At 71.3% G+C, this 26,873-nt stretch carries 17 protein-coding genes; 11 read left to right on the top strand and 6 right to left on the bottom strand.

Annotated elements, in window-relative coordinates; genetic code table 11:
* Window positions 1-129: 129 nt before the first annotated feature.
* On the top strand, window positions 130-1,119 hold the full coding sequence (locus AC07RV_RS02460; RefSeq protein WP_296775786.1) for a Bug family tripartite tricarboxylate transporter substrate binding protein: 990 nt from the start codon (window positions 130-132) through the stop codon (window positions 1,117-1,119).
* Window positions 1,120-1,150: 31 nt separating this feature from the next.
* Here the strand turns inward: AC07RV_RS02460 and AC07RV_RS02455 are convergent, their stop codons facing one another.
* The gene (locus AC07RV_RS02455) at window positions 1,151-1,750 is read right to left on the bottom strand and encodes a nuclear transport factor 2 family protein (RefSeq protein ID WP_296775782.1); all 600 of its coding nucleotides are present in this window, start codon (window positions 1,748-1,750) and stop codon (window positions 1,151-1,153) included.
* Window positions 1,751-1,798: 48 nt separating this feature from the next.
* Window positions 1,799-2,899 (bottom strand): porin, encoded by a 1,101-nt coding sequence (locus AC07RV_RS02450; protein WP_296775779.1) that lies wholly within the window; start codon window positions 2,897-2,899, stop codon window positions 1,799-1,801.
* Window positions 2,900-3,063: 164 nt separating this feature from the next.
* On the opposite strand from AC07RV_RS02450, the gene AC07RV_RS02445 reads away from it, so the two are divergent.
* From AC07RV_RS02445 to AC07RV_RS02435, 3 genes are all read left to right on the top strand, one after another.
* The gene (locus AC07RV_RS02445; RefSeq protein WP_296775778.1) at window positions 3,064-3,984 is read left to right on the top strand and encodes a LysR substrate-binding domain-containing protein; all 921 of its coding nucleotides are present in this window, start codon (window positions 3,064-3,066) and stop codon (window positions 3,982-3,984) included.
* A gap of 69 nt (window positions 3,985-4,053) precedes the next feature.
* Window positions 4,054-5,022 (top strand): Bug family tripartite tricarboxylate transporter substrate binding protein, encoded by a 969-nt coding sequence (locus tag AC07RV_RS02440; RefSeq protein WP_296775775.1) that lies wholly within the window; start codon window positions 4,054-4,056, stop codon window positions 5,020-5,022.
* A gap of 164 nt (window positions 5,023-5,186) precedes the next feature.
* Complete coding sequence (locus AC07RV_RS02435; protein WP_296775772.1) at window positions 5,187-6,857, top strand: tannase/feruloyl esterase family alpha/beta hydrolase; 1,671 nt, start codon at window positions 5,187-5,189, stop codon at window positions 6,855-6,857.
* Window positions 6,858-6,869: 12 nt separating this feature from the next.
* Here the strand turns inward: AC07RV_RS02435 and AC07RV_RS02430 are convergent, their stop codons facing one another.
* The gene (locus AC07RV_RS02430) at window positions 6,870-7,541 is read right to left on the bottom strand and encodes a TetR/AcrR family transcriptional regulator (protein ID WP_093350042.1); all 672 of its coding nucleotides are present in this window, start codon (window positions 7,539-7,541) and stop codon (window positions 6,870-6,872) included.
* Between the two features lie 166 nt (window positions 7,542-7,707).
* Between AC07RV_RS02430 and AC07RV_RS02425 the strand changes: the two genes are divergently transcribed.
* Both AC07RV_RS02425 and AC07RV_RS02420 read left to right on the top strand, forming a co-directional pair.
* On the top strand, window positions 7,708-8,511 hold the full coding sequence (locus AC07RV_RS02425) for a crotonase/enoyl-CoA hydratase family protein (RefSeq protein ID WP_296775768.1): 804 nt from the start codon (window positions 7,708-7,710) through the stop codon (window positions 8,509-8,511).
* 33 nt (window positions 8,512-8,544) lie between these two features.
* Window positions 8,545-9,534, top strand: a complete 990-nt coding sequence (locus AC07RV_RS02420; RefSeq protein ID WP_296775764.1) for a Bug family tripartite tricarboxylate transporter substrate binding protein — start codon at window positions 8,545-8,547, stop codon at window positions 9,532-9,534.
* Between the two features lie 45 nt (window positions 9,535-9,579).
* Here the strand turns inward: AC07RV_RS02420 and AC07RV_RS02415 are convergent, their stop codons facing one another.
* The 3 genes from AC07RV_RS02415 to AC07RV_RS02405 all read right to left on the bottom strand — a co-directional run bounded on the left by AC07RV_RS02415 (window position 9,580) and on the right by AC07RV_RS02405 (window position 11,488).
* Window positions 9,580-9,816 (bottom strand): hypothetical protein, encoded by a 237-nt coding sequence (locus AC07RV_RS02415; RefSeq protein ID WP_093350050.1) that lies wholly within the window; start codon window positions 9,814-9,816, stop codon window positions 9,580-9,582.
* Window positions 9,817-9,945: 129 nt separating this feature from the next.
* The gene (locus AC07RV_RS02410; protein WP_296775761.1) at window positions 9,946-10,563 is read right to left on the bottom strand and encodes a LexA family protein; all 618 of its coding nucleotides are present in this window, start codon (window positions 10,561-10,563) and stop codon (window positions 9,946-9,948) included.
* A 151-nt stretch (window positions 10,564-10,714) separates the two neighbouring features.
* Complete coding sequence (locus AC07RV_RS02405; RefSeq protein WP_296775759.1) at window positions 10,715-11,488, bottom strand: TIGR04325 family methyltransferase; 774 nt, start codon at window positions 11,486-11,488, stop codon at window positions 10,715-10,717.
* 566 nt (window positions 11,489-12,054) lie between these two features.
* On the opposite strand from AC07RV_RS02405, the gene AC07RV_RS02400 reads away from it, so the two are divergent.
* The 5 genes from AC07RV_RS02400 (at window position 12,055) to AC07RV_RS02380 (ending at window position 26,862) form a co-directional block, all read left to right on the top strand.
* Window positions 12,055-19,248, top strand: a complete 7,194-nt coding sequence (locus AC07RV_RS02400) for a hybrid non-ribosomal peptide synthetase/type I polyketide synthase (protein ID WP_296775756.1) — start codon at window positions 12,055-12,057, stop codon at window positions 19,246-19,248.
* Window positions 19,245-24,263, top strand: a complete 5,019-nt coding sequence (locus AC07RV_RS02395; RefSeq protein ID WP_296775754.1) for a non-ribosomal peptide synthetase — start codon at window positions 19,245-19,247, stop codon at window positions 24,261-24,263. The genes AC07RV_RS02400 and AC07RV_RS02395 overlap by 4 nt, the downstream gene beginning before the upstream one ends.
* 61 nt (window positions 24,264-24,324) lie before the next feature.
* On the top strand, window positions 24,325-25,110 hold the full coding sequence (locus tag AC07RV_RS02390) for a 4'-phosphopantetheinyl transferase family protein (RefSeq protein WP_296775751.1): 786 nt from the start codon (window positions 24,325-24,327) through the stop codon (window positions 25,108-25,110).
* Window positions 25,107-25,925 (top strand): serine aminopeptidase domain-containing protein, encoded by an 819-nt coding sequence (locus AC07RV_RS02385; RefSeq protein ID WP_444814157.1) that lies wholly within the window; start codon window positions 25,107-25,109, stop codon window positions 25,923-25,925. The genes AC07RV_RS02390 and AC07RV_RS02385 overlap by 4 nt, the downstream gene beginning before the upstream one ends.
* Complete coding sequence (locus AC07RV_RS02380) at window positions 25,918-26,862, top strand: alpha/beta hydrolase family protein (protein WP_296775746.1); 945 nt, start codon at window positions 25,918-25,920, stop codon at window positions 26,860-26,862. Before AC07RV_RS02385 ends, AC07RV_RS02380 begins: the two co-directional genes overlap by 8 nt.
* Window positions 26,863-26,873: the final 11 nt, after the last annotated feature.

Here is a 26,873-nt window from a genome sequence, read left to right as displayed (position 1 = left end):
AAATCGCACGGAGCTTTTCCGTTTCGATGTCGAAATACTATAGTTATTCTCGTATTTTGACAATAACTACGTTTTCCATATCATCGCGACCGGTGCAAACCGCACCCAAGATCGAATGGAGACAAACCGATGAACGTTTCGAAGACGCGGGGCCGCCGCTGGCTGGCCCCTGGATGCATCGCCGCCGCGGGCCTGCTGGCGAGCGCGGCCTGGGCCCAGGCCGACTACCCGAGCAAGGCCGTGCGGATCATTGCCCCCTTCCCCGCCGGCAGCGGCCCCGACGCGAACGCGCGCGAGATCGCGGCCGAGCTCACGAAGCTGCTGGGCCAGAGCTTCTATGTGGAGAACCGCCCCGGGGCCTCGAACATCATCGGCACCGAGGTCGCCGCGAAGGCGCCGGCCGACGGCTACTCGCTCTACATCGGCACCACCAGTTCGCTGTCGGTGGTGCCGCATCTCTATTCGAAGCTGCCCTTCGATGCCGAGAAGGACTTCGCGCCCGTGAGCCTGCTCGGCGTGCTCAACACCGGCCTGATCGCCACGCCCGGCGTGGAGGCACGCGACGCGCGCGCACTGATCGCCGCGCTCAAGGCCCGGCCCGATTCGGTGGCGGTCGCGACCGCGGGCATCGGCAGCTATTCGCACCTGTCGGCCCTGTGGTTCAACAGCGCCGCGGGCGTGAAGACCAACCTCGTGCCCTACAACAGCAGCAGCCCCTACGTCGACCTGATCGCGGGACAGGTGCAGCTGATGTTCGACGGCCTGCCGGCCGCCGCGGGCAACATCCACACCGGCAAGCTCAAGCTGCTGGCCATCACCGGCAAGGAGCGCGCGCCGAGCTTCCCCGACGTGCCCACCTTCGCCGAGGCCGGCCTGCCCGACTACGCGCCGATCGCCTGGCAAGGGCTGCTCGCGCCCGCGGGCACGCCCAAGCCCGTGCTCGAGAAGCTCAGCGCGGCGATGCGCAAGGCCTGCCAGTCGAGCGAGCTCGCGCGCAAGTGGCGCGACTACGGCGGCGAGCTGCGCTGCAACACGCCCGCGGAGTTCAAGGCCTTCATCGATGCCGACCGCGCGATGTGGGGCAAGGTGATCCGCGAGGCGCGGGTGAAGCTCGATTGAGCGCGGCGTGCGTTCTCCGCATCGCGCGGGTTCAGGGCCGGCGCAGCCACGCGCGCGCCTGTTCGCGCAGTTCGCGCTCGGCCTCCGAGTCGGCGGTCGGCAGGTCGAGCGGAACCTCGTGTCCGGCCTGCAGCAGGCGGTAGCCGAGGTAGCGGTACGGCCGCGGCAGGCGCGACAGCCGCTTCGCATCGAGCGCGAGCGTGGCGCCCTCGGCGTCCGCGACGAGGCTGTCCATGTCGTAGACGGCCGTGCGCCTTGCCAGCCTCCACGCGCCCTCCTCCCGCGCGAGCAGGTCGATGAAACGGAAGTGGCATTCCCATCGCACCGGCGTGCCGTCCAGGCTGCCGAAGCCGATCATCATCACGGCCGACTCGGCCCAGGCGCGTTCGCCCTCCACCTCGCACAGCATGCCGAGCATGCGGTGCCGGTTGAAGCTGCGGCCCTGCAATCGGTGCGAGGCCTCCACAAAATCGACATGGCGGCCGCGGAACCAGCTCACGGCGATGTCTCCCGCGGGCGTGAAGCAGTCGTTCAGCGCGGCCCAGCGCGCGTTGTCGCGGCAAAAGGCCCAGCGCTGGATCAGTTCGGCGATGGCGGCCTGGTGGAGGGGCGGTTCGGTCTTCGATGGCATGGCGCTTTCTCGAGGGTGAAGGGCGCATCGCGCCCCGGGATGGGAGGTTCAGAAGGTGTGCTTCACGCCCAGCATGAAGCCGCTCTGGGAGCCGCCGGGCGTGTTCGTGAGGCCGGGATAGCCGTTGACCGGCAGCGCCAGGCTGCCGCTGTTGCGGATGTGGCCCGCGGTCGCATAGACCAGCGAGCGCTTCGACAGGAAGTAGCTGGCGCGGAACACGGCCAGCCGCGCCCCGTTGGCGGTGTGGCGGTCATCGAGCTTGAACAGCTGCGCCTCGAACAGCCACGGGCCGCTCGGGTAGGTGCCGCCGAGCCACCACAGGTCGCTGCGCGGCTGCGTCGCGCTGCCTTCGTTGTCGCGCCGCAGGTAGCCCGCGGCGAGCTTGACCTCGCCCAGCTTCAGGTAGCCGTTGAGCGTGGCCCGCGTGTCGCTGCGGTCGCTATTGGACAGGCCACCGAAGGCACCGGGGCCGCCCTGGATCCGGTCGGCGCCGAGCGCGACACCCCACGACGCCTGCTCGTACTTGAGCATGCCCGACAGCGTGCGGCAGGCCCGTGCGTCGCCGGGCAGTTCGCCCGCGCAGTTGGTGCCGCCCGGGCTGTTGGTCGCGACCACGTCGCGGCCCAGGCTGTAGAGCGCGCCGACGCTCCACGCGCCGAAGCTGCCGCGGTAGGCGATCGCGTTGTCGGCACGGATGTTCGCGAGGTAGGGATCGAGCGAGCTCGAGCTGTAGGCACCGGGTCCCATGATGTCCGACTCGGTCATCGACCAGAACAGGAAGGTCAGCTGCCGACCCAGCGTGACCGTGCCCCAGTCGCCCGCCAGGCCGACCGTGGAGGTGCGGCCGAAACTGCGCCCGCCGTTGGCGATGACCCCGGTGTCGGCGTTGAAGCCCATCTCGAGGTTGAAGATCGCGCGCGTGCCGCCACCCAGGTCCTCGGCGCCACGGAAGCCCAGGCGCGAAGGCAGGGTGCCGAACTGCATGCGCGTGACGCCGATCGCGCCCGGCCCGCCATGGCCCTGCACGTGCTCGACCCCGAGGTCGAGCAGGCCGTAGGTCTGCAGGCTGCCCTGCGCCCGGGCGGGCGTGGCCGCGGCGAGTGCCGCGACGAGCGCGAGGGCCATGACGGCCCGTTTTTCTTGTCTCATGTCTTCTGGTCCTCGTGGGGGTGGATGCCGGTCTTCGCGGGTGCGCCGCATCGACGGCCCCCGCACGGTAGCCATGGCCTCGCGGGGCCAGAAGACGGCAATTTCTCGCGCTCGATCGCCGGCGGCTATCGCCAGCGCGTGGCGTTTGGCACCGGGGACGCTCGATGAAGCTGCACCAGTTGCGCGACTTCGTGGCCGTGGCCTCCACCGGCAGCCTGCGCGCGGCGGCGCGGCGCCTGGGGCTCACGCAGCCCTCGCTCTCGAAGAGCATCCAGCAGCTCGAGAAGGAACTGGGCAGCGCGCTGTTCGAACGGCATGCGCGCGGCGCCGTGCTGAGCTTCGCGGGCCGCGCCTTCCTGCCGCGCGCCGAGACGGTGCTCAACGAACTGCAGCGCGCCGCCTCCGAACTCCAGCACCTCGGCGGCGCGGGCGGCCATGTGAACATGGCCGTGTCGGCGGCCGCCGCGCTCACGGCCCTGCCCGAGGCGCTGACCGAATTCCGCAGGCGCTATCCCGACGCCGCGGTGCGCGTGGTCTCGGGCACCTTCGCCGTGATGTTCAGCGAGCTGCGCGCGGGCGCGCTCGACTTCTCGATCGGGCCCCGGCCGGCCGTGTCGCTGAGCGAGGAGTTCTGCGTCGAACACCTGTTCACCAACACGCGCGCCGTCGTGTGCCGCGCCGACCATCCGCTGCGCCATGCGAGATCGCTGGGCGAACTCACCGAGGCCCAGTGGCTGGTGCCCGGTGCGATGGGCCTGGCCGCGGCGGAGCACGACCAGGTCTTCCTGGGGCTGGGCCTGCCGGTGCCGCGATCGGTGGTGCAGTGCGAGTACCCGACGGCCCTGCTCTCGCTGCTGGCCCGCACCGACATGCTCGCCATCGTTCCGCGCCAGTACGCTGACGCCCGGCCCTTCGACAGCTTCCTGGTCGAGATCCCGATCGGCGAGACGCTGCCGGGCGCGGAGATCGTGCTGATCGCGAAAGCCGCCATGCCGCTCACGCCCGCGGCCGAGCACATGCTGACCTTGCTGCGCCGGCACATCGAGTACCACGTCACGGCCCACCGCGGCGACACGCAGCCATAACCGCGACCTATCTTCATCGACGCCGCGGCATCTGCCGCCGTGCGAACGCGCTGCCTAGACTCCCGCCGCATGAAAGTCCTTGCCCATCTGGCCGCCGCCGCGGCCGCGCTGCTTTTCTCGCCGGGCGCATGCGCCGACGACTGGCCCGTGAAGCCGGTGCGCGTGGTCCTGCCCACGGCGGCGGGCAGCGCGCCGGACGTCATCGCACGCCTGCTCGGCGAGCGGCTCGGCCAGCTCTGGAAGCAGCCCGTGATCGTGGAGAACAAGCCGGGCGCCAGCGGCGTCATCGGCATCTCGGCCTTCAAGCAGGCGCCGGCCGACCAGCACGGCTTCCTGCTCGCGCAGGCGGCGGTCATCGCGGTGACGCCGCGCACGCTGGCGAACCCGCGCTTCGATGTCGACGCGGACATGACGCCGATCGCGCTCGTCGCGCTGAGCCCCATGATGATCCTCGCGCGCCAGGACTTCGGCGCGAACACGCTCGCCGAGGCCTTCGCGCTCGCGCGTTCGGGCAGGCAGCCGATCACGGTGGCCGCCACGGGCCAGTACTCGATTCCGCACCTGTCGGCCGAGTACATCCGGAAAGCCGCGGGGCTGGATGTCAACATCGTTTCCTTCGGCAGCACCGGAGGCGCCCTCAATGCCCTCGTCAATGGCGATGCGCAACTGATGGTCGACGGCATTCCGGGCGTGGGCGCGATGCGCCAGTCCGGGCGCATCAAGGCGCTGGCCACCACCGCCTCGGAGCGCCTGCCGGGCGAGCCTGGACTCCCGACGTTGGCAGAGACGCTGCCGGGCAGCCCGGAACTCAGCGGCTGGTTCGTGCTGTTCGGCCGGAAGAACGCGAGCGCCGAGGTGGTCGAGCGCGTGAACCGCGACGTCCGCCAGGTGCTGCAGGATCCCCGGCTCGCGGCGCGCTTCGTGGAACTCGGCGTGTTCCCGCGTGCGTTGACGCCGGCCGAGACCGCGCGCTTCGTGGCCGACGAGCGGCAGCGCTGGGGGCGGGTGCTCGACGGGCTGAAGATCGAGGCGCGCTGAGCCGGCGATGACGCAGCAGTCGTCGCGCTCTTGAACATTCACTACTGTATGGAAAAGTCAGGGTAAGCCCGGGCTGCGTGTCGCTTTGTCCTCCCTATCATCCGCTCCGACCATTCACATGTGTATGGTGAATGATCGAACTGGCGACCCAAACCGGAGACAACATGACTCGCAACAGATCGATAGCCTTTGCTCTTTCCTGCACCCTGGCCGCGCTCGCCGCCGGCTGCGGAGGCGGCAGCGGCGGGGGTGGAGACGCGGCCGCGCTGGCGGCCGCGATCGCGGCGGCCAACGCGGCCGCCGCCGGGGCCAACGGGCCGGGCTCCGCACCGCCGACCTCGCGGGCCGCGTTCAAGGAGCGCTGCGGCGGATTGGTCGGCAAGGCCGTCGGACCGGGCAGCATCGCCACGGCCGAAGTGATGGCCGCGTCCGCCACCACGCTGCAGACCTGCCAGGTGCGTGGCGCCATCGTGAGCTCGCCCACCTCGACCATCAACTTCCGCATCGACCTGCCCGAGGACTCGGTGTGGAACCAGCGGCTGGTGCAGATCGGCGGTGGCGGCTACGACGGCGTGGTCGTCGGGCCCGACCTGGTGATGCTGGCCAATGGCGACGTCTACAAGCGCGGCTACGCGTGGGTCAGCGCGGACGGCGGCGTGCAGGTGCCCGACCTGAGCTCGACGCTCAACAACCCCTCGGCCTTCGACAACTTCGCCTTCGCCTACCACCCACAGGTGCTGAAGGCGGCCAGCGCCGCGATCCAGTCGATCTACGGCAAGCCCGCCGCCAGGACCTACTTCTACGGCATGTCCACCGGCGGCCGCGAGGCGCTGCTGCAGGCGCAGCGCTATCCGCAGAGCTACGACGGCATCGTGGCTGGCGAGCCGGTGGTCGACTACAGCAACGTGATCCAGCGCGGGATCGCGCTGGCCAAGCTGGCGTTCTCGAACAACGGCGCGGGCTGGCTCAGCCCGGCCAAGATCAAGCTGTTCGGCGATGCCCAGATGGCGGCCTGCGACGGCCTCGATGGCGCGGTCGACGGCGTCATCTCCCATGTCAGCGCCTGCCGCTTCGACGTGCGCACGCTGCGCTGCCCGGGCGGCGCGGACAGCGGCGACAGCTGCCTGTCTGATCCGCAGATCGCGTCGGTCGACTTCATGCGCTCGGACTTCACGCTGCCCGTGCCGGTGGCGAACGGCATCACCAGGGCGCCGGCCTGGGGCGTGGGCGGCGAGGCGGCGGCGGCCGGCAACTGGACCATCGCGCAGTTCGGCGCCAGCCCGACGGCGCCGGCGAGCCAGCTCTACTTCTTCTCCGACTGGTGGCTCAAGTACCAGGTGACCTCGAACGTCAACACGACGGTGCTCGGCTACACGCCGGGGTCCGATCCGGCGCGCTGGCTCGAGCTCTCCGAGAAGGTCAACGCGACGAATCCCGACCTGTCGGCCTTCGCGGGACGCGGCGCCAAGCTGCTGCTGTGGGCCGGTGCGAGCGACAACCTGGTGCCGCCCGGCTATGCCACGGACTACTACCAGAGCGTGGTCGGCAAGCTGGGCCAGGAGACGACCGATGCCTTCATGCGCTTCTACATGCTGCCGGGCGTGGTCCATGGCCCGGGCGGCCCGGGTGCCGGCATCGTCGACAACCTCGCGATCCTCGAGAACTGGGTCGAGAAGGGCAAGGCGCCCGACGATTCGCTCACGGCGGCGCGGCTCGCGGCCGACGGCAAGCGCGTGGAGATGACGCGTCCGCTGTGCCGCTACCCGACCTGGCCGAAGTACCGCGGCGCCGGCGACCAGAACCTGGCGGCCAGCTTCAGCTGCGCCTACGACTGAAGCAGCGGCGTGCTAGCGCGCCGGGGCCTTGCCGGGCTCCGGTGCCAGCAGCATCTGCGCCACGAAGCGGCGGCGCTCGGCCTTGTCGGCGGTGGAGCCCTGGTTCCTGAACAGCGACTCCGACTGCATGTAGCAATAGAGCGTGAAGGCGCGCGAGCGCGCCGACTTGGCGTCGAAGCCGCACGAGAGGAAGCATTCCTCGATGTAGGCGAGCCGCTTGGCATCGACCTCGTCGACGATCATGCGCGCCATCTCGTCGCGCCGGGCCCAGGCACGGACCGCGAGCTCGACCGACGCGCCCTTCATGGCCGCGCGGCCATGGAACGGCAGCTCGACCAGCTCGACGATCAGGTCCTGCGCCTCGACGCCCTGCTTGCGGTAGCGCGCGATGATCTGCTCGGTCTGCGCCTCCTGCCAGCTCACGAGGATGCGCTTGAGCAGGTCGTCGCGGTCGACGAAGTGCCAGTAGAAGGAACCGCGCGTCACCTGCAGGAGCTTGGCCAGCACGTCGACACGGACCGCGTCGATGCTCTTGTCGATCAGCAGTTCCGTCGCGGCCACGATCCAGTCGGCGGGCCCGAGCTGGGACCGCTCGGAGGCCGGTTTGGCGCCGGCCTCGCTCTTGCGCTGCAGGGCGGCCGAGGCCTTGCGCGGGCGCGGTTTGCCAGGGGTGGTCGTCAGCATGCGCCGATGATAGCGGAGGCCCGCATGCACCAGAGTCAGGGCCCATTCCCTTGGGCAAACCCTGAGCCGCTCGTCCGGATCCGGCTGCTAGCATCGCCACACCATACACATCTGTACGTGTATTGAGAAACGCGAAAAAGCTTCTTCCCCGACCTCATCGAAAGCCATGCAGTACCAGTTCCTGACCCTCGAACTCCAGGAGGAGATCGCCCACCTGCACCTGAACCGCGCCGACAAGCGCAATGCCCTCAACGACGGCCTGGTGCTGGAGTTGCGGCATGCGTTCGAGAACCTGCCCGGCCATGTGCGCGCCGCCGTGCTAGGCGGCCATGGCGCCCACTTCTGCGCCGGGCTCGACCTGTCCGAACTGGCCCACCGCGATCCGCCGCAGGCGGTGCAGCACTCGCGCATGTGGCATGCGGCGCTCGATGCCATCCAGTTCGGCCCGGTGCCCGTGATCGCCGCGCTGCACGGGGCGGTGATCGGCGGCGGCCTCGAGCTGGCCGCGGCCTGCCATGTGCGCGTGGCCGATGCCACCGCCTTCTACGCGCTGCCCGAAGGCACGCGGGGCATCTTCGTCGGCGGCGGCGGATCGGTGCGCATTCCCAAGCTGATCGGCGTCGCGCGCATGGCCGACATGATGCTCACCGGCCGCGTGTACCGTGCTGACGAGGGCGAGCGCGTCGGCTTCTCGCAGTACCTCGTGGCCGAGGGCAAGGCCTGCTCGCACGCGCTCCTGCTGGCCAACCAGGTGGCGCGCAATGCGCCGCTGACCAACTTCGCGGTGATGCAGGCGCTGCCGCGCATCGCGGAACAGCCCGCGGACCACGGGCTGATGACCGAAGCGCTGATGAGCGCCATCACGCAGAGCGCGCCCGAGGCGAAGCTGCGCGTGCAGGCCTTCCTCGACGGCGCGGGCGCCAAGGTGCGCACGCCGCAGGCCGGCGCGGACATCGCGCCCGCCGCCTGAGCCACGACATTCACAACGACCGAGGAGACTTTCATGCAGACACGACGGACCTTCATTCAGGCAGCGGGCGGCGGTGCCCTCGCCTCGCTGCTGCCGCTCGCGGCTTCGGCCCAGGCACTGGACCAGGTCAAGATCTATTACGGCTTTCCCGCGGGCAGTGCCGGCGACAGCGTGGCGCGCCGCATCGGCGAGAAGGTCGCGGGCTCCGCGTACTCGCGCAACGTCGCGGTGGTCGACAACCGGCCGGGGGCGGGCGGGCGCATCGCGCTCGAGGTGCTGAAGTCGGCGCCGGCCGACGGATCGGTGCTGGCGCTGTCGCCGTTCTCCTGCACCTCGATCTATCCGCATGTCTACTCGAAGCTCAGCTACGACGCGAACAAGGACTTCGTGGCCGTGTCGATCGGCGCGATCATGCACCACGGCCTCGCGGTGGGACCGAAGGTGCCGGCCAGCGTGGTCACGGTGCGGGACTTCCTGGCCTGGGCCAAGGCGAACCCGCAGGAGGCGAACTACGGCTCGCCGGCCGCGGGCTCCACGCCGCACTTCATCGGCGCCCTGCTCGGCCTCACGGCCAACGTCGACCTGCGGCACGTGCCCTATCGCGGCTCGGTGCCCGGCATCACCGACGTGGTGGGCGGGCAGATCGCCGCCATGGTCACGCCGAGCGGCGACTTCCTGGCCAACCACCGCGCGGGCAAGCTGCGGATGATCGCGACCTCGGGCCGCCAGCGCTCGCCGTTCTCGCCCGAGGTGCAGACCTTCGCGGAACAGGGCTTCGCCGAGCTCACGACCGAGGAATGGTTCGGCTTCTATGCGCCGGCACAGACGCCGGCCGCCGCGATCGCGCGCGCCAACGCCGCCGTCAATGCCGCGGTCAAGGAGCGCGCCGTCATCGACAGCCTGAGCGTCGTCGGCCTGATCGCGCGCGGTTCGACCGCGGACGAGATGGCGAAGTCGCAGCGGGCCGAGTTCGAGCGCTGGGGGCCGCTGGTCAAGCGCATCGGCTTCACGGCGGAGTCGTAGGCCAGAGACACGAGGCCTTCGCGGCCCGGGGCACCGTTCAGTGCTTCACGAATCGAGATGGCGCTCGCGGCTCCACTGCTCGACGAAGGTCCTCGCATCCTCTTTCAACGCACCGACGACATCAGGGCCGTCCGTGCCTGCCACCACGAGGCGGCGCCGGACGATGCCGCCCAGATCCAGATCGGCATGGCCCGATGCGAAGGCCGCGCCTTGCGCGGTCGTGACGCGAATCTTCACGTGCCACCCTCGGTAGCAGAAGTCGAGTTCGGTGTCGGGAGTCATGGCAGGCAAGGCGCCGTTCGCCAAGCGGGAATAGCTCGAGATTGGATTGATAGTAAATATATCAATGAGTAGCAATTCTATCTATCCGAATCGACCCTGAGGCTCGGTCTTGCGGCGCCAGCACGCCTTTCAACGGAAGCGCTTGCTGAATTCGCGCACCACCCCGATCACGCGCGCCACGCCGAGCGGCTTGATCGGGTAGCGCGGATTGAGGGGCCGCAGGTAGAACTCGCCCCCATCCCTGACCAGCTGCTTGAAGGTGGTCTGCGCGTGCTCGTTGAGCGCGATGACGTAGTCGCCGGGCAGCACCTCGAGGTCGGGTTCGACGACGATGATCGAGCCCTCGGGAAAGGAGTCGCCCATCTCGCTGGCCATGCTGTCGCCGTGCACGCGCAACGCATAGGTGTGGCGCTTGACCGGGACCGTCACGGGGACGGTCTCGAAATTGCCGCGTGGCTTGAAGTTATCGATGACCGTGTAGTTGCCGGCTTCGACCTCGGACACGAGCGGCACCTCAGCGCGCATGACCGTGCCCTGACTGATGTTCGGCCCGCCCGAGAGCAGTTCGCCGACGGAGATGCCGAGCAGTTCGGCAACGCGCGGCTGGTTGGCGCGCTTGGGTGCGGTGCCCCCGGCTTTTTCCCATTGCTGGACTGCACCCCGACTCACACCGACGGCGTCAGCAAACTGCTGCTCGCTCATCCCGAGCCGTCGGCGCCCTTCGCGAATCAGTCTATGAATGCTCATAGTCTAGAGGCTAGGTCCTCCGATGGATGGAAAATAAATCATAGCTAGACGTTCTGGCTAGCTCGACTTTCCATTCATGGGGGAACGAACCTCCGACACCGCCTGCACCGGGCATGCGGGCGGGATGCGGACGGCGCGGGCGGGTGCCGGATCAGCCGGCCAGATCGAAGCAGCAGCCCGCGTAATAGGCCTTGTCGCCGCCATCCACGAACGGGACCTCGATCGGCTTGCCTTCGTTGCGCCAGACATCGCGGCGACGGTAGCCGGCCTGTTTGAGCTGCGCCATCAGGTCGTCGTGATGCTCGATGCGATAGGGGCAGACCGCGAAGCCGATGCTGTTGAGCGTGTAGAGGGTGCGCTCGGGATGCAGCGCCGTGGTGTTCAGCACGATGCGCCGGGGCTTCACCGCGAGCGCGGCGAGGATCTCCGACAGCCGTTGCGGCAGGTATTGCAGGCTGCCCGAGGCATACAGCACGTCGCAGCCGCTGGCGTCGGCCAGCGCCGTGGTGAAGCCCAATTGGGCCGCCGCGTCGCGCTGCAACGCCAATGCCTCGCCGGCGCGCACCACGCCCGGCACGTCGCACACGGTCCAGCGCAGGCCATCGGGATAGGGCAGCACGCGGCGGAACGCGTAGTACTTGATCCCCACGTGGCCGCCGAGGTCGAAGATCCGCGTCATGCCGTCCTCGAGCGAGCGCCCGAGCCAGAACAGCGCCGGGTAGTCGTAGAAGTAGACCTGGTGGCTGTAGAGCTGCGTGGCCGCCTGTGCGTTGTCGTAGCCCACCGCCTTGGAGGGCGGCGCGCCCGCTTCGGCCGCGGCGAAGCTCTCGAACGAGCCCATGAAGAGGTTGTCGTCCTGGTTGTCGAGGAACTTGCGCCTATAGGCGTTCGCGCGGGGCAGCCGCGCCAGCAGATTCGAGAGCATTGCAGGCCCCTTTCGAAAGAATTGTTTTTCGGGTCGAGGCCGATGCTGCTTGCGATTTCCGGAAATTACAAATCCCCGGTCGATCTTTCGATTTCGCTTACGAATCGGATGAATTAATAACGCTCGCGCCGCGGATCGGGCAATTGAAATCGCGTCGAGCCGAATTGAAGATCCGATTCGCCCTTTTCCCGCGGGCCGTGGGAGCCACTGTTCCAGCCCGCTCGCACTCGCTGCGATGCTTCGAGAAAACGCGGATTTCCCCAGGGAAACCACCCTTGGAACCGGCCCGGCATACCCATCGCGAGAGCTATCGCCAGGCTTTTTCGGCCGAAAAGCCAAATGGCTACCTCGTTTAATCGAAATTCGGTAGTTCCCATCTGAAATAAACAAGTCCAAACGTAATTGGCCTTCCAAATAGAGCCCACGCACATCTTCAAACCTCCTACTATTTCGACACAAATTCATAACAAACAACCTCTTGCGTCGTCGAATCAATAGCCGTTCGAAGCTGTTTTTTCGCTGTCTTTTGCAATTTCGAATCGGACGGTGATATGGACATTCAGACGATGTTTCCGGAGCTCCCGGAAAGCCGGAGCCTCGCATGGGAGGACCTGTTCGCGTCGCGCTCCGGGCTCGGCGCCGGTCCGAGGCTGGCGGCCACCCTGCCCTTGCCGATCGACGCGGCGCGGCATCCGGCCAACGCCCACCGATTCCCCGACGCACCGTGGGCCGCGGCCTGGGTGCTGCTGCAATCGCGCTGGCTGGGCCGGGCCGAGCCGATCCTTCATGAAGCCGCGAGCACCGGCGATGCATTCGCCTCGTCCTTCGCCTGGGATGCGGGACTGACCGCCGCCGAATGGATTGCCGCCATCGACCGCCAACGCGGCGAGGCAGGTGCGACGCCGCTGCCCATCGACCCGCCCGCCGTGCTGTGGCTGCGTGACCCCGCCGCGGCGCCCGCGCCGATCCGGCTGCGCTTCAACGCCCAGCCCCCCTGCCTGCATGCCGACGCCGCCGCCGGCTGGCTCGATGCCATCTCGCTGCAGCAACTGCTCGCGGCAGTGGCCGACACGGCGGCCGACCTCCTGTCGCGCCCCGACGCACCGATCGCCGAGATCCGCGGCCTGCCGCAGGCCGACCGCGAACGGCAGCTCGCCGAGTGGAACCGCCCCGTGGCGCCGCTGGACCGCGCGCTGACCGTGACGGGCCGCTTCCGCGCCCAGGCCGCCGCCGTGCCCGACGCCATCGCGCTGGTCCAGGGCCAGGCGCGCCTGAGCTATCGCGAACTCGACCGGCGCTCCGACGCACTCGCGCAGGGCCTGCAACAGCGCGGCGTGCAGGCTGGCGACACGGTCGCTCTCGTGCTCGAACGCTCGATCGACGCGGTGGTGGCGCAACTGGCGATCCTCAAGGCCGGTGCGGCCTACCTGCCGATCCCGACCGAGCAGCCGCGCGAGCGCATCGCCGCGATGCTGGCGCAGGCCGGTGCGCGGCTCGCGATCACGACCGAGGCGTTCGACGCGCTGCTGCCACCGTCGACCCCGCCGCTGCGCGTGAATGCATGCGCCGATGACGGCCCACGCGGCAGCTGGCGTGAGCCGGACGTCGACGGCGAATCGCTGGCCTATCTCATGTACACCTCGGGCTCCACCGGCACGCCCAAGGGCATAGCGATCTGCCATCGCGCGATCCTGCGCCTGGTCGTGGGCTCGGACTTCGCCGCCTTCGGCCATGGCCTGGTCATGCTGCATGCCGCGCCGCTGGGCTTCGACGCGGCCACGCTCGAGATCTGGGGGCCGCTGCTCAATGGCGGCTGCTGCGTGGTCCACGACGAACGGCTGCCCACCGGCGCGGGGCTCGCGCGCACCATTGCCCGGCACGGTGTGCATACGGCCTGGCTCACGGCCGCGCTCTTCAATGCGGTGGTCGACGACGATCCCGCCCACCTCGCGGGCCTGCGCCACCTGATCACCGGCGGCGAGGCGCTGTCGCTGCCGCATGTGCGGCGCGCGCTCGCTGCGCTGCCGGGGCTGGTGCTCAGCAACGGTTACGGCCCGACCGAGTGCACCACCTTCGCGGCCACCCACCGCATTCCCGCCGTGCTGCCCGACACGCTGCGCTCGGTGCCGCTCGGCCGCCCGATCCAGGACACGGTGCTGCGTGTGCTGAGCCCTTCGCTCGCGCTGCTGCCGGCGGGCCTGGTGGGCGAGCTCTGCATCGGCGGCCATGGCCTGGCGCGCGGCTACCTGGGCCAGCCCGCGCTGAGCGCCCAGCGCTTCGTCGCCGACCCCTTCGGCGCGGCCGGCGACCGCCTCTACCGCAGCGGCGACCTGGCGCGTTGGCTGCCCGACGGCACGATCGAGTTCGTCGGCCGCCGCGACGGGCAGGTCAAGATCCATGGCCACCGGGTCGAACTCGGCGAGATCGAGACCGCCCTGCTCGCGCATCCGGCCATCCAGTCCTGCGCGGTCGCCGCGCGCCCCGATGCGGGCGGCGCGCTGCGCCTGGTCGCTTACCTGGTCGCGCGTGCACAGCCGCTGCCCTGGGAGGCGCTGCGCGCCCACCTCGCGGCCCGGCTGCCCGCCGCGCTGCTGCCTTCGGCGCAGCTGTGGCTGCCCCGGCTGCCCCTCACGCCCAACGGCAAGCTCGACCGCCAGGCCCTGCCCGAGCCGGCCGGCGAACGCCCCGCGCTCGCGCAGGCCTACGAGGCGCCGCGCGATGCCGCCGAGCAGGCGGTGTGCGAGGCCTTCGCGCAGGCGCTGCAGCTCGCCGAGGTCGGCCGGCACGACAACTTCTTCGACCTCGGCGGCGACTCGATGCGAGTGCTGCAGGTATTGGCCGTGCTCCAGCGCGACCGGCGCGCGCCGCTGTCGACCAACCTGTTCTTCAGCCATCCCACGCCCGCGGCGATCACGGCCCGGCTGCGTCCGGGCGGCAAGGCGAAAGCCCGCGCCGCCATCGAGGCGCCGCGCGAACGCGCCGTGGCCGCCGACGCCGATGTCGACGCCATCGCCCTCATCGGCACCGCCGGCCGCTTTCCGGGCGCGGCCGATGTCGAGCAGTTCTGGGACAACCTCGTGGCCGGCCGCGACAGCATCAGCTTCTTCGACGATGCCACGCTCGACGCCGGCGTGAGCGAGGCGCTGCGGCGCGACCCGGCCTATGTGCGGGCGCGCGGCGTGATCGACGGCATCGAGGACTTCGACGCGGCCTTCTTCGGCATTGCGCCCAAGGAAGCCGCGCTGATGGACCCGCAGCAGCGCGTGTTCCTCGAGATCTGCTGGGAATGCCTGGAGCGCGCGGGCTACGTGCCCGATGCCGCGCCGGGCCCGGTCGGCGTGTATGCCGGCATGTACAACGCCAGCTACGCGCAGCGCCACCTGAGCACCCGGCCCGACCTGGTCGAGGCGGTCGGCGAGTTCCAGACGATGCTGGCCAACGAGAAGGACTACATCGCCACCCGCGTCGCGCACCGGCTCAACCTCACCGGGCCGGCGGTCAGCGTGCACACCGCCTGCTCGACCTCGCTGGTCGCGGTGGCCCAGGCCTTCCATGCGCTGCGCAGCGGCCAGTGCTACATGGCGCTGGCCGGCGGCGCCGCGGTCACCTGCCCGCCGCGCAGCGGCTACCTCTACAACGAGGGCGCGATGCTCTCGCCCGACGGCCATACGCGCAGCTTCGACGCGAAGGCGCAGGGCACGGTCTTCAGCGACGGCGCGGCCGTGGTGCTGCTCAAGCGGCTGGCCAACGCGCAGGCCGACGGCGACACCATCCATGCCGTGCTGCGCAGCGCCTGCGTCAACAACGACGGCGGCGCGAAGGCCAGCTTCACCGCGCCCAGCGTGGACGGGCAGGCCGCGGTCATCCGCGCGGCGCTCGCCGCGGCCCGGGTCGATGCGCGCAGCATCTCCTTCGTCGAGGCGCATGGCACCGCCACGCCGATGGGCGACCCGATCGAGGTCGAGGCGCTGGCCACCGCCTTCGCCGAGCACACCGATGCGCTGGACTTCTGCACGCTGGGCTCGCTCAAGAGCAATGTCGGCCACATGGTCACGGCCGCCGGCGCGGCGGGCCTGATCAAGACGGCGCTGGCGCTGCAGCATGAATGCATCCCGCCGACCGCGCATTTCACCGCGCCGCATCCCGCCATCGGCTTCGAGCGCACGCCCTTTCGCGTCAACCCGGATCCGAAGCCCTGGCCACGTGGCGCGCAGCCGCGCCGTGCCGGCGTGAGCTCATTCGGCGTGGGCGGCACCAATGCCCACGTCATCGTCGAGGAGGCGCCCGCGCGCGCGCCCTCGGCGCCCGACGAGGGCATGCACGTGCTGCCGCTGGCCGCGCGTTCCGAGGCCGCGCTGGCGCTGGCGACCGAGCGCCTCGCGGCGCACCTCGAAATGCATCCCGAGGATTCGCTGGCCGACGTGGCCCACACGCTCGCGGTCGGTCGCAAGGCGCATGCATTCCGGCGCGTGGTGGTGGCGTCCCGCGCGCACGACGCGGTGGCCGCGCTGCGCGACCCCGGCTCGCCGTGGCGCGCGAATGGCAGCGTGGGCGCGCGGGTGCCGCAACTGGTGCTGATGTTCCCGGGCCAGGGCGCCCAGTACGCCGGCATGGGCCGGGCGCTGCACGGTGGCGACCCGGTGTTCGCGGCCGCCTTCGACGACGCCCTCGCGGCCTTCGCGGGCGAACTCGATGTCGACCTGCGCGAGCGCATGTTCTCGGGCGATCCGCAGGCCCTGCTGCCGACCTCCGTCGCGCAGCCGGCCCTGTTCACGCTCGAATATGCGCTGGCGCGCCGCCTGCTGTCGCTCGGCGCCCGGCCGCAGCTGCTGATCGGCCACAGCGTCGGCGAGTTCGTCGCCGCCGTGCTGGCCGGCGTGATGCGGCTCGAGGAGGCGGCCCGCCTGGTCGCGCGCCGCGGCGCGCTGATGCAGGCGCAGCCGGCGGGCGCGATGCTGTCGGTGCGCCTCGGCGCGGCCGAGCTGCTCGCGCGGCTCGATCCCTCGCTGTCGCTCGCGGCGGACAACGGCCCCACGGCCTGCGTGGCGGCAGGGCCGTCGGAGGCCATCGCCGCCCTGCAGGCCTCGTTGCTGAAGGAGGACATTGCGAGCCGCGCGCTGCAGACCTCGCATGCCTTCCATTCCTCGATGATGGACGAGGTGGTCGCGCCCTTCGAGGCGCTGGTGCGGCAGGTGGTGCTGCGCGCGCCGCAGATTCCCATCGTCTCGACGCTCACCGGCCAGCCGCTCGGCGAGGTGGAGGCCACCAGCGCCGCCTACTGGGCCCAGCATGTGCGCGGCACCGTGCGCTTCTCGCCCGCGCTGCGCGACACCCTCGCGCGACTGTCGCAGCCGCTGTTCGTCGAGACCGGGCCGCGCAACACGCTGGCCACGCTCGCGCGCCAGCACGCGGGCACGGCGGTGTCGCTGCTGCATGGCGATCCGGCCGACGAGGTGGCGCTGCTGCGGCTGGCCTGCGCGCGGCTGTGGACCTGCGGCGCCGAGATCGAGCTCGCGCGCCTGTCGAACCGAACCGATGCGCGGCGCGTGCGCTTGCCGACCACGCCGTTCGAGCGCCAGCGCTGCTGGGTCGACATCGCACCCCCTCTTTCCGCTTCCGCCACGGCCGCCACGCCAGCCGCCGCACCCCTCGTCCCCCCGATCGCCCTGGAGTCCACCGTGACCGTTGCAACGCCCTCGCCTCTTCCTCCCGCTTCCGCGTCCACGCTGGACGCCCGCCTGCGCGCGCTGTTCGAGGACATCTGCGGCCTCGACATGGCGCAGGCCGACGGGCATGCGCCGTTCGCCGAACTCGGGCTCGACTCCTTGACGCTGACGCAGGCCGCGACGCAGATCCGCAAGCACTTCAAGGTCGAGCTGAGCTTCCGGCAATTGATGGAGAAGCACCGCAGCTTCGACGCGCTGGCCGCCTTCCTGCGCCAGAGCCTGCCGGACGAGGCGCCGAGCGCCGCCGCGATGCCTGTCATGCCCGCGATGGCGGTCCCGCGGCTCGATGAAAACGCGGGCGCATTCCAGCTATCACAACTGATTGCGCAGCAAATGGAAATCATGCGCCAGCAACTCACGCTGCTGTCCGGCGCCGCCTCGATCGCGCCTGCTCCCGCCGTAGTCCCGCAGCCCACCGCCGAGGCGGCCCCGACCGCGACCCCGCCGCAACGCTACGACGTGGCCAAGGCCTTCGGCGCCATCGCGCGCATCCACACCCAGCGCACGGCCGAGCCCAGCGCGCGGCAGCAGGCGCGGCTCGCGGCCTTCGTGCGCCGCTATGTCGAGCGCACGCGCCGCAGCAAGCAGTTCACCGAGGACAACCGGCCCCACATGGCCGATCCGCGCGTGGTCAACGGCTTCCGGCCGCTGACCAAGGAGATCGTCTACCAGGTCGTGGTCGAGCGCTCCAAGGGCTCGAAGCTCTGGGACATCGACGGCAACGAGTACGTCGACGCGCTCAACGGCTTCGGCATGAACATGTTCGGCTGGCAGCCCGACTTCGTGCAGGAGGCGGTGCGCCGGCAGCTCGACGCCGGCTACGAGATCGGCCCGCAGCACCCGCTGGCGGCCGACGTCGCCGGCCTGATCTGCGAGCTCACCAGCAGCGACCGCGCCGCCCTCTGCAACACCGGCTCCGAAGCAGTGATGGCGGCGCTGCGCATCGCGCGCACCGTCACCGGCCGCAGCACGGTGGTGGTGTTCACCGGCTCCTACCATGGCACCTTCGACGAGGTGCTGGTGCGCGCGGGCCGCAATGCCAAGGGCCTGTCCGCCGCGCCCGGCGTGATGAGCGGCATGTTCGGCGACATCCGCGTGCTCGACTACGGCACGCCCGAGGCGCTGGCCTTCATCCGCGAGCACGCCGGCGAGCTGGCGGCCGTGCTGGTGGAGCCGGTGCAGAGCCGGCGGCCCGATTTCCAGCCGCGCGAGTTCCTGCACGCGCTGCGCGCCATCACCGAGCAGCAGGGCTGCTGCCTGGTCTTCGACGAGGTCATCACCGGCTTTCGCGTCGCGCTCGGCGGCGCGCAGGCGCTGTTCGGCGTGCGCGCCGACCTCGCCACCTACGGCAAGGTCATCGGCGGCGGCTTTCCGATCGGCGTGGTCGCGGGCCGGCGCGCCTACATGGACGCGCTCGACGGCGGCGCCTGGCAGTACGGCGACGATTCCATCCCGGGCGTCGGCGTCACCTACTTCGCGGGCACTTTCGTGCGCCATCCGCTCGCGCTGGCCGCGGCCAAGGCCGCGCTCACGCACCTGAAGGAAGCCGGCGCGGCGCTGCAGGAGGGCCTGAACCAGCGCACCGGCGCCATGGCCGACGAACTGAGCGCCTGGTGCCTGGAGGTCGGCGCGCCGATCGCCATACGGCACTGCGGATCGCTCTGGCGCGTGCACTGGCTCGAGGAGCATCCGCTGCAGGACCTGCTGTTCGCCATGATGCGCAGCCGCGGCATCCACATCCTCGACAACTTCCCCTGCTTCCTGACCAGCGCCCACGGCGCACAGGACATCGCGGCCATCCAGGCGGCGTTCAAGGCCTCGGTGGCCGAGCTGCAGGAGTCGGATTTCCTGCCGCGCCGCGCGCCCAGTCCCTTGAGCTTCGACGTGCGCAAGAACGCGCAGGACGGCTCGGTGCTCGCCCGCGACGTCGACGGCCAGCCCTTCTGGTACGTGCCGGTCGCCGACGGCGGCGCGGTGCCCGCGGTGGCGGACCAGTCCCCGGCCGGTGGCGCGAACGCCAAGGCGGTCGCATGAACGCCGTGCTTCGCCCCACCCCCGATGCCGTCGACGCCATCGACACCGCGCTGGCCCGCGGCAGCGTCGAGTGCGTGATTCCCACCACCGAATCGCAGCGCGAGGTCTGGCTCGGCGCCATGCTGAGCGCCGAGGCCTCGCTGGCCTACAACGAATCGGTGCTGCTGCGGCTGCGCGGCACGCTCGATGCGCAGGCCCTGTCGCGCGCGCTGGCGCGGCTGGTGCAGCGCCACCAGTCGCTGCGCGCCACCCTCTCGCCCGACGGCCGCAGCATGCTGGTCGGCGGCGGCGACGCGCCGGTCCTCGAGCTGCGCGACCTGCGCACGCTCGATGCGACGGGCCGCGCGCAGGCGCTCGACGCCGCGCACCGAGACGCGGTGTGCACCCCGTTCCCGCTCGAGCACGGTCCGTTGTTCCGGGCTGCGCTGTACCGGCTCGGCGATGCCGAGCATGAACTCGTGATGTCGGCCCATCACGTGGTGTGCGATGGCTGGTCGTGGGCGGTCATCGCCGAGCAGCTCGGCCATCTCTATGCCGACGAGATCGGCGAAGGCCTGCCGCTGCGCGCCGCGCCGAGCTACGCGGCCTTCGCGGCCGAGGAAGCCGCCGAGGCGGCCGGGCCCGCCATGCAGGCGCATGTGGACCATTGGCTGGCGCGCTTCGCCGGCACCCTGCCGGTGCTCGAGCTGCCGACCGACCGGCCGCGTCCGGCGGTGCGCGGCTTCGATTCGCAACGCATCGAGCGCGGGCTCGATCGCGCGCTGGTGAGCGCGATGCGCGCCGCGAGCGCGAAGTCCGGCACCAGCCTGTTCGCGGGGCTGCTGGCCGCCTTCGCCGCCACGCTGCACCGCCTGAGCGGGCAGGACGACATCGTGATCGGCATTCCCGCCTCGGGCCAGCTCTCGCGCGACATGCCGGGGCTGGTCGGCCATTGCGTGAACCTGCTGCCGCTGCGCCTCGCGGTGGGCGGGCAACTTCGCTTCGACGCGTTGATGGGCGAATGCGGCACGGCCGTGCTCGATGCCTTCGAACACCAGTCGCTGACCTATGGCGCGCTGCTCGGCAAGCTCTCGCTCGAGCGCGACGCGAGCCGCCAGCCGCTGGTGAGCGTGATGTTCAACCTCGACCCCGACGTGGCCGGCAGCGCGCAGAACTTCGCCGGCCTCGCGGTCACGCAGGACACGGTGCCGCGCCGCTACGAGAACTTCGAGCTGTTCCTCAACCTGCGGCCGGCCGAGGGCGGCCTGGTGGTCGAGGCCCAGTACAACACCGGCCTGTTCGACGAGGCCAGCGTGCGGCGCTGGCTCGACATGTTCGAGTGCCTGCTGCGCTCGGCCGTGCAGGCACCGGACCAGCCCATCGGCCGGCTGGCGCTGCTCTCGCCCGAGGCGGCGCGCGAGCTGCTCGCGCTGCAGCCCGCGCCGAGCCCGCTGGCGGGCCTGCCGTTCGCGCATGCCGGCTTCGAGGCCAGCGCGCTGCTGCAGCCCGATCGCCCCGCGATCCGCGACGGCGCGCGCCGCTGCAGCTACGGCACGCTCGACGCGCAGTCGAACCGGCTCGCGCATGCGCTGCGCGAACGCGGCATGGGCCGCGGCCAGCGCGTGGGCCTGTGCCTGGAGCGCGGCATCGACATGGTCGTCGCGCTGCTGGCGGTGCTGAAGTCGGGCGCGGCCTACGTGCCGCTCGACCCGGGCTTTCCGCAGGCACGGCTCGATCACTACGCCGAGGATGCCGGCCTCGGCCTGCTGCTCACCACGTCCGACATCGCGACCGCGCCGCGCGGCTGGCGTGCCGATGCGGCCGAGCGCGTGTTCGAGCTCGACCGCGACACCGCCTGGCAGCGCGCGCCCGCGGGCGCGCTGCCGCCCAGCGGCGACGATGCCGGCCCCGAGGACGCGGCCTACGTCATCTACACCTCGGGCTCGACCGGCACGCCCAAGGGCGTGTGCGTGCCGCACCGCGCGGTGGCGAACCTGCTGCAGTCGATGCGCAAGGCGCCGGGCCTCGGCGAGGGCGACCGGCTGGCCGCGGTCACCACCTTGTCCTTCGACATCGCCGTGGCCGAACTGCTGCTGCCGCTGGCCGCGGGCGCCGAGATCGTGATGGTCCCGCGCGAGACCGCGATGGACGGCCGCCGCCTGCGCGCGCTGCTCGAGGAGGAGGACGTCACCGTGCTGCAGGCCACGCCCGGCATGTGGCAGCTGCTGCTCGACGCGCAGTGGCCCGGCGCGCCCGGCTTGCGCGGCTGGATCGGCGGCGAGCCGGTGCGCGGGCGGCTCGCGCTCGAGCTGCTCGAGCGCTGCGCGCAGCTGTGGAACGTCTACGGCCCGACCGAGACCACCGTCTGGTCCACGGCCTGGAACATGCGACGCGACACGATCGCCGCGCATGGCGTGTCGATCGGGCAGCCGATCGACAACACCAGCGTCTGGATCCTCGATGCCGCGCTGCAGCCCTGTCCCGTCGGCGTGCCGGGCGAGCTCTGCATCGGCGGCGAGGGCCTCGCGCTCGGCTACCTCGAGCGGCCCGAGCTGAGCGCGGAGCGCTTCGTCAGCGCGCGCATCCTCGGGCAGGCCACCGCCATCTACCGCACCGGCGACCGCGGCCGCTGGCGCAACGACGGCCTGCTCGAGCACCTGGGACGGCTGGACTTCCAGGTCAAGGTGCGCGGCTACCGCATCGAGCCCGGCGAGATCGAGGCGCGCTGCAACGAGGCGCCGGGCGTCTCGCGCAGCGTGGTCGTGGCGCGCGAGGACCGGCCCGGCGACGTGCGGCTGGTGGCCTACCTGGCGCTGCAGCCGGGCGCCGCGGGCGCGGCCTTCGAGCTCGGCGCGCTGATGCAGCACCTGCGCGAAAAACTGCCGGCCTTCATGCTGCCGCAGCACGTGGTCACCCTGCCCGTGCTGCCCACGCTGCCGAACGGCAAGCTCGACCGCGTCGCGCTGCCGCCGCCGGGCGCGCTGCCGCGCGCGGCGGTGCAGCGCGGTGCCGGCCCCGCCAACGAGGTCGAGCGCAAGGTGCTCGCGGCGATGGAGCAGGTGCTGAGCCTGCCGGGCATGGACATGGGCGACGACTTCTTCACCCTGGGCGGCCATTCGCTGCTGGCCGCGCGGCTGGCCACGCTGCTGAGCCGCGAGTTCGATCTGGCGCTGCCGCTGCGCACCTTGTTCGAGGCGCCGACGGCGCAGCGGCTGGCCGACGCCATCACCGCCCTGCGCGGCGCGGGCGAGACACGGCAGACCGCGCTGCCCTGCCGCTTCGAGCGCGAGCTGGCGCCGATGACGCCGTCGCAGGAGCGCATTCGTTTCATGGAGGAGCTGCACCCGGGCCGCTCGGTCTACAACGCGCCCTCGGCGCAGCGGCTGCTCGGCGCCTTCGACGCCGCGCGCTTCGAGGCCGTGCTGCGCGAGATCATCCGCCGCCAGCCCGCGCTGCGCACCTGCATGGGCGTGGATCCGGCCAACGGCGCGCCAGTGCAGTCGATCGCCCGCGCGGTCGACTTCTCGCTGCCGGTGATCGACCTGCGCGAGCTGCCGGCCGACCAGCGCGAGGCCGAGCTCGCCGAGCGCATGCAGGAGCTGGCCGACCGCCCGATCGACATCCACCGCGCGCCGATGCTGCACGCCGCGCTGTTCCGCATCGACGAGGACGCGCATGTCTTCGTGTTCGTGCCGCACCACCTGGTCTGGGACGGCTGGTCCTTCGACCTGCTGCAGGCCGAGCTGGCCGCGCTCTACGACGCGGCCGAGCGTGGCCGCCCGCACGCGCTGCCTGCGCTCGCGACCACGCACGGCGACTATGCCGAGTGGCTGGCCGGCTGGATGGCCACGCCCGATTTCGAGGCGCAGCGCGCGCTGTGGCGCGAGCGCGCCGCCGCCGTGGCCGCGCCGCGCCTGCCGCGCACCGACATGCCGCGCCGCGCCGGCAGGAGCGGCCAGGGCGGTTCGCAATGGATCGCGATCGACCTGCCCGCCACCCAGCGGCTGCGCGAGACCGCGCGCGAACTCGACGTGACGCTCAGCATGTTCACTTTCGCGATCCATGCGCTCGCGATGGGTTGCACCATCGGCAGCGACACCCTCGTGGTCGCCAACCCGGTGCGCGGCCGGCAGCAGCCCGAGACCGAGAACGTGATGGGCGTCTTCAACAACATGCTGCCGGTGTCGCTGCGCATCGACCTCGGCCTGACGCTGCCCGCGTACCTGCGCTACGTGAAGCAGGAGCTGCTCGCGCTGATGGCCTGCCAGCAGGTGCCGTTCGAGCGCCTGGTGGCCGAGCCCGGCGGCCCGGCCCGGGCGGCCGGCGCCTACCAGACGATGTTCTCGTTCCAGGATGCGCGCGAACGCGGTTCGCGCATCGGCAGCCTGCGCACGCAGCAGATGCACCTGCTGCAGCGCGGCGCCACCGACGACATCGGCGTGTGGCTGCTCGACACGCCGCACGGGCTCGAGGGCGCGCTGATCTACAACGCCGACATCTACCTGCGCGAGACCGGCGCCCGGCTGCGCGAGCGCTACCTCGAGCTGCTGCGCCGCGCGGCCGACCGCCCGCACGCGACGCTCGCGCAACTGGCCAGCGAGGAAGGCTCGCCCAGCGCCGCCTACCTGCGCAAGCTCGCGGCCGAGCCGCCGGAAGCGTTGGCACCGCAGGCCGCCGCGGCGGCGCTGCCGCTCGCCGACGTGCTGCCGCCCGAGCATGCGCGGCTGGCGCAGATCTGGGCCGACGTGATCGGCATCGACGTCAACGAGATCCGCGCCAGCGACAACTTCTTCGACCTCGGCGGCGATTCGCTGCTGGTGCAGCGCTCGGTCGAGCGGACCGCGCTGACCCTGGGCCACCGTGTCGAGCCGCGCCGCTACCTGTTCGAGAACCTGGCGCAGCTGGCGGCCTCGCCGCCCTCCGCGGATATCACGCCGGCCGAGGCCGGGGGCCCGAAGCGCGCGCCGACCCCCGGCCGCACGCTCGGCTTGCTGGGACGCACCCTCAGCGGCTGGCTGCGCGGGGACCGGGCATGAGCGCCGCGCCGGGCCGCCCCAAGCAAGCTCGCACCGCAGTGCGAAGCACGAAGGTACTTCGATGAACGGCTCCGGCTACGCCCTTTCGATCGACGCACCCGTGTGCCGCTACGTCGACCTCGACCTGCGGCTGGACCCGGACTGCGAACGCGAGCTGTCCGAGGAGGAGCGCGTGCGCGCCTCGCGCCTGCACTTCGGCATCGACCGCGAGCGCTTCATCGCCGCCCATGTCGCGCTGCGGCGCGCGCTGGCCGAGCAGAGCGCGCTGCGCGCCGACACGCTGTGCCTGGTCTGCGGACCGTTCGGCAAGCCGTGGATGCCCGAGCGCCCGCGCATCCGCTTCTCGCTGAGCCACAGCCATGCGCTGGCGCTGATCGCGGTCGGCACGCGCGGCCCGCTGGGCGCCGACGTGGAACACCTGCGCCCCGTGCCCGACGCGCTGACGCTGGCCGAGCGCCACTTCACGCCCCGCGAGTACGAGGCCTTGCTCGCGCTGCCGGCCGCCCGGCGCGGGCTCGCCTTCCTCACCTGCTGGACACGCAAGGAAGCCTGCCTCAAGGCCATCGGCCTGGGCCTGCGGGTGCGGCCCGACACGGTCGAGGTGGGTCTGTGGCCCGAGCTGCGCAGCGTCGAGGTCCCGCTGGGCGGCCGCATCCTGTGGCTGGTGGTGGGCCCGGCGCCCGCGCGGGCCGGCAGCGTGGCCTCGCTCGCCGAATGGCGCGCGCCCGAGACGCTGTTCGACACGCCCGAGGCGCTGTCGCAGATGCTCGCCATGCAGGCCCTGCGCGCCAACCCGGGCGCGGCCTTCGCCGGCGACCCGGTCCGCGGCGTGGAGGTGGCGCGATGATGGCCCGCCCGCTCATGTTCGGGCCGGCCTCGCGCCAGCTCTTCGGCCTGTTCCATCCCGCCGAACAGGCGCACCCGGGCGACACCGCGGTGCTGCTGTGCCCGCCCTTCGGCCAGGAAGGCCTGCGCACGCACCGCTTCTTCAAGGTGCTGGCCGAGCGGCTCGCCCGCTCGCGCATCGCCACCCTGCGCTTCGACTTCCACGGCACCGGCGATTCGCCCGGCGACGAGCGTTCGGGCGAACTCGACGGCTGGCGCCGCGACCTGTGCTCGGCGCACGAGACGCTGCGCGGGCTGGCGCCCGACGCGCGCATCGTCTGGGTCGGCGCGCGCCTGGGCGCCACCCTCGCCGTGCTCGCGGCGCGCAACGGGCGCTGCGACCCGGCCCGGCTGGTGCTGTGGGAGCCCGTGATCGACGGCCCGCGCTATGCACGCATGCTGCGCGAGCGGCACGTGGAGGCGGTCGACACCAGTTTCTGCATTCCCGACCTCGGCTGGCGGCGCGGCTACCTGCGCGATGCCCAGGCCGTGCCCGAGGAGGCGTTGGGCGTGTCGCTGTCGACGCAGCTGCGCGCCCAGCTCTCGGCGCTCGTACCGGCCTCGCTGCCGCTGACCGCGCTGCACGACACGCTGGTGCTCGCGCGTCCCGACGAGGCCCACACCGCCCAGTGGGCGGCCGAGCAGCAGTCGCGCCACATGCCGGTGCGCCTCGCCTACTTCCAGCACCGGCTCGACTGGACCGCCGATCCCTATCCCAACAGCGCCATGGTTCCGGCCGATGCGCTTCACCGCCTGCAAGGGGCCCTCCATGAGTGACATGACCCAAAGCCCGGTGCGCTTCGGCCACGGCGACGGCCTGCTCGGCATGCTGACCGAGCCCGTGCAATGCCAGCCGCTGCCGGTGTGCTGCCTGATGCTCAACATGGGCGCCAACCACCGCGTCGGGCCGCGGCGCATCAACGTCAAGCTGGCCCATGCGCTGGCCGCCCAAGGCATGAGCAGCCTGCGGCTCGATCTCGGCGGCATCGGCGACAGCGAGGCGCCCGGCGGCGCGAGCGCGGTGCCGCTGGCGCTGCGCGCGGTGCACGACCTGCAGGCGGCCATGGACCTGGTGGAAGCGCGGCTCGGCATCCGCCGCTTCGTGATCGTCGGCATGTGCTCGGGCGCCGAGCACGCGATGAGCGCCGGCATGGTCGATGCGCGCGTGATCGGACTGTCGCTGTTCGACGGCTTCGCCTTCCCGCAGCGGCGAGCGCGCTGGGAACGCACGCTGCGCCGCGCGCTGGCCGCGCCCGCCCACCCCGCCTTCGCGGGCAAGGTGCGGCGCTGGATCGGGCGCGGCCTGTCGCGCTGGCTGTCGCGTTCCGGCGCGGCGCGACCGCTGCCGGGCTTCTTCAGCGAGGAGCTGCCGCCGGTCGTCGCCGAAGCCTGGTTCCGCGCCACCATGCGGCGCCTCTGGGCGCGCCAGGTGGCGCTGCACTTCCTCTACTCGGGTTCGTTGCATGTCAGCGACCGCGGGCGCGACCAGCTCGGCGCGTTCCGCGACGAACCCTTCCTGCAGGCCGCGCAGTACGACTTCCTGCGCGACCTCGATCACACGGTCTGCACGGCCCGGGGGCAGCAGCTGTTCCTCGGCGCCGTGGGCGACTGGGCGATCGCCCGCGCCCGCGGCACCGCCGCCGAGCGCCGCAGCCCCGGCACCGCCGCGGCCCCGCTCGAGCCACCCATCGCGGGCGCGCTCGCGCCGCAGTAACCCCTCACGGA

This window comes from Variovorax sp. GW821-FHT09B01, from assembly GCF_059418345.1.
The sequence above is the reverse complement of the archived record's forward strand: the minus strand, read 5'-3'. Positions and strand labels throughout refer to the sequence as shown.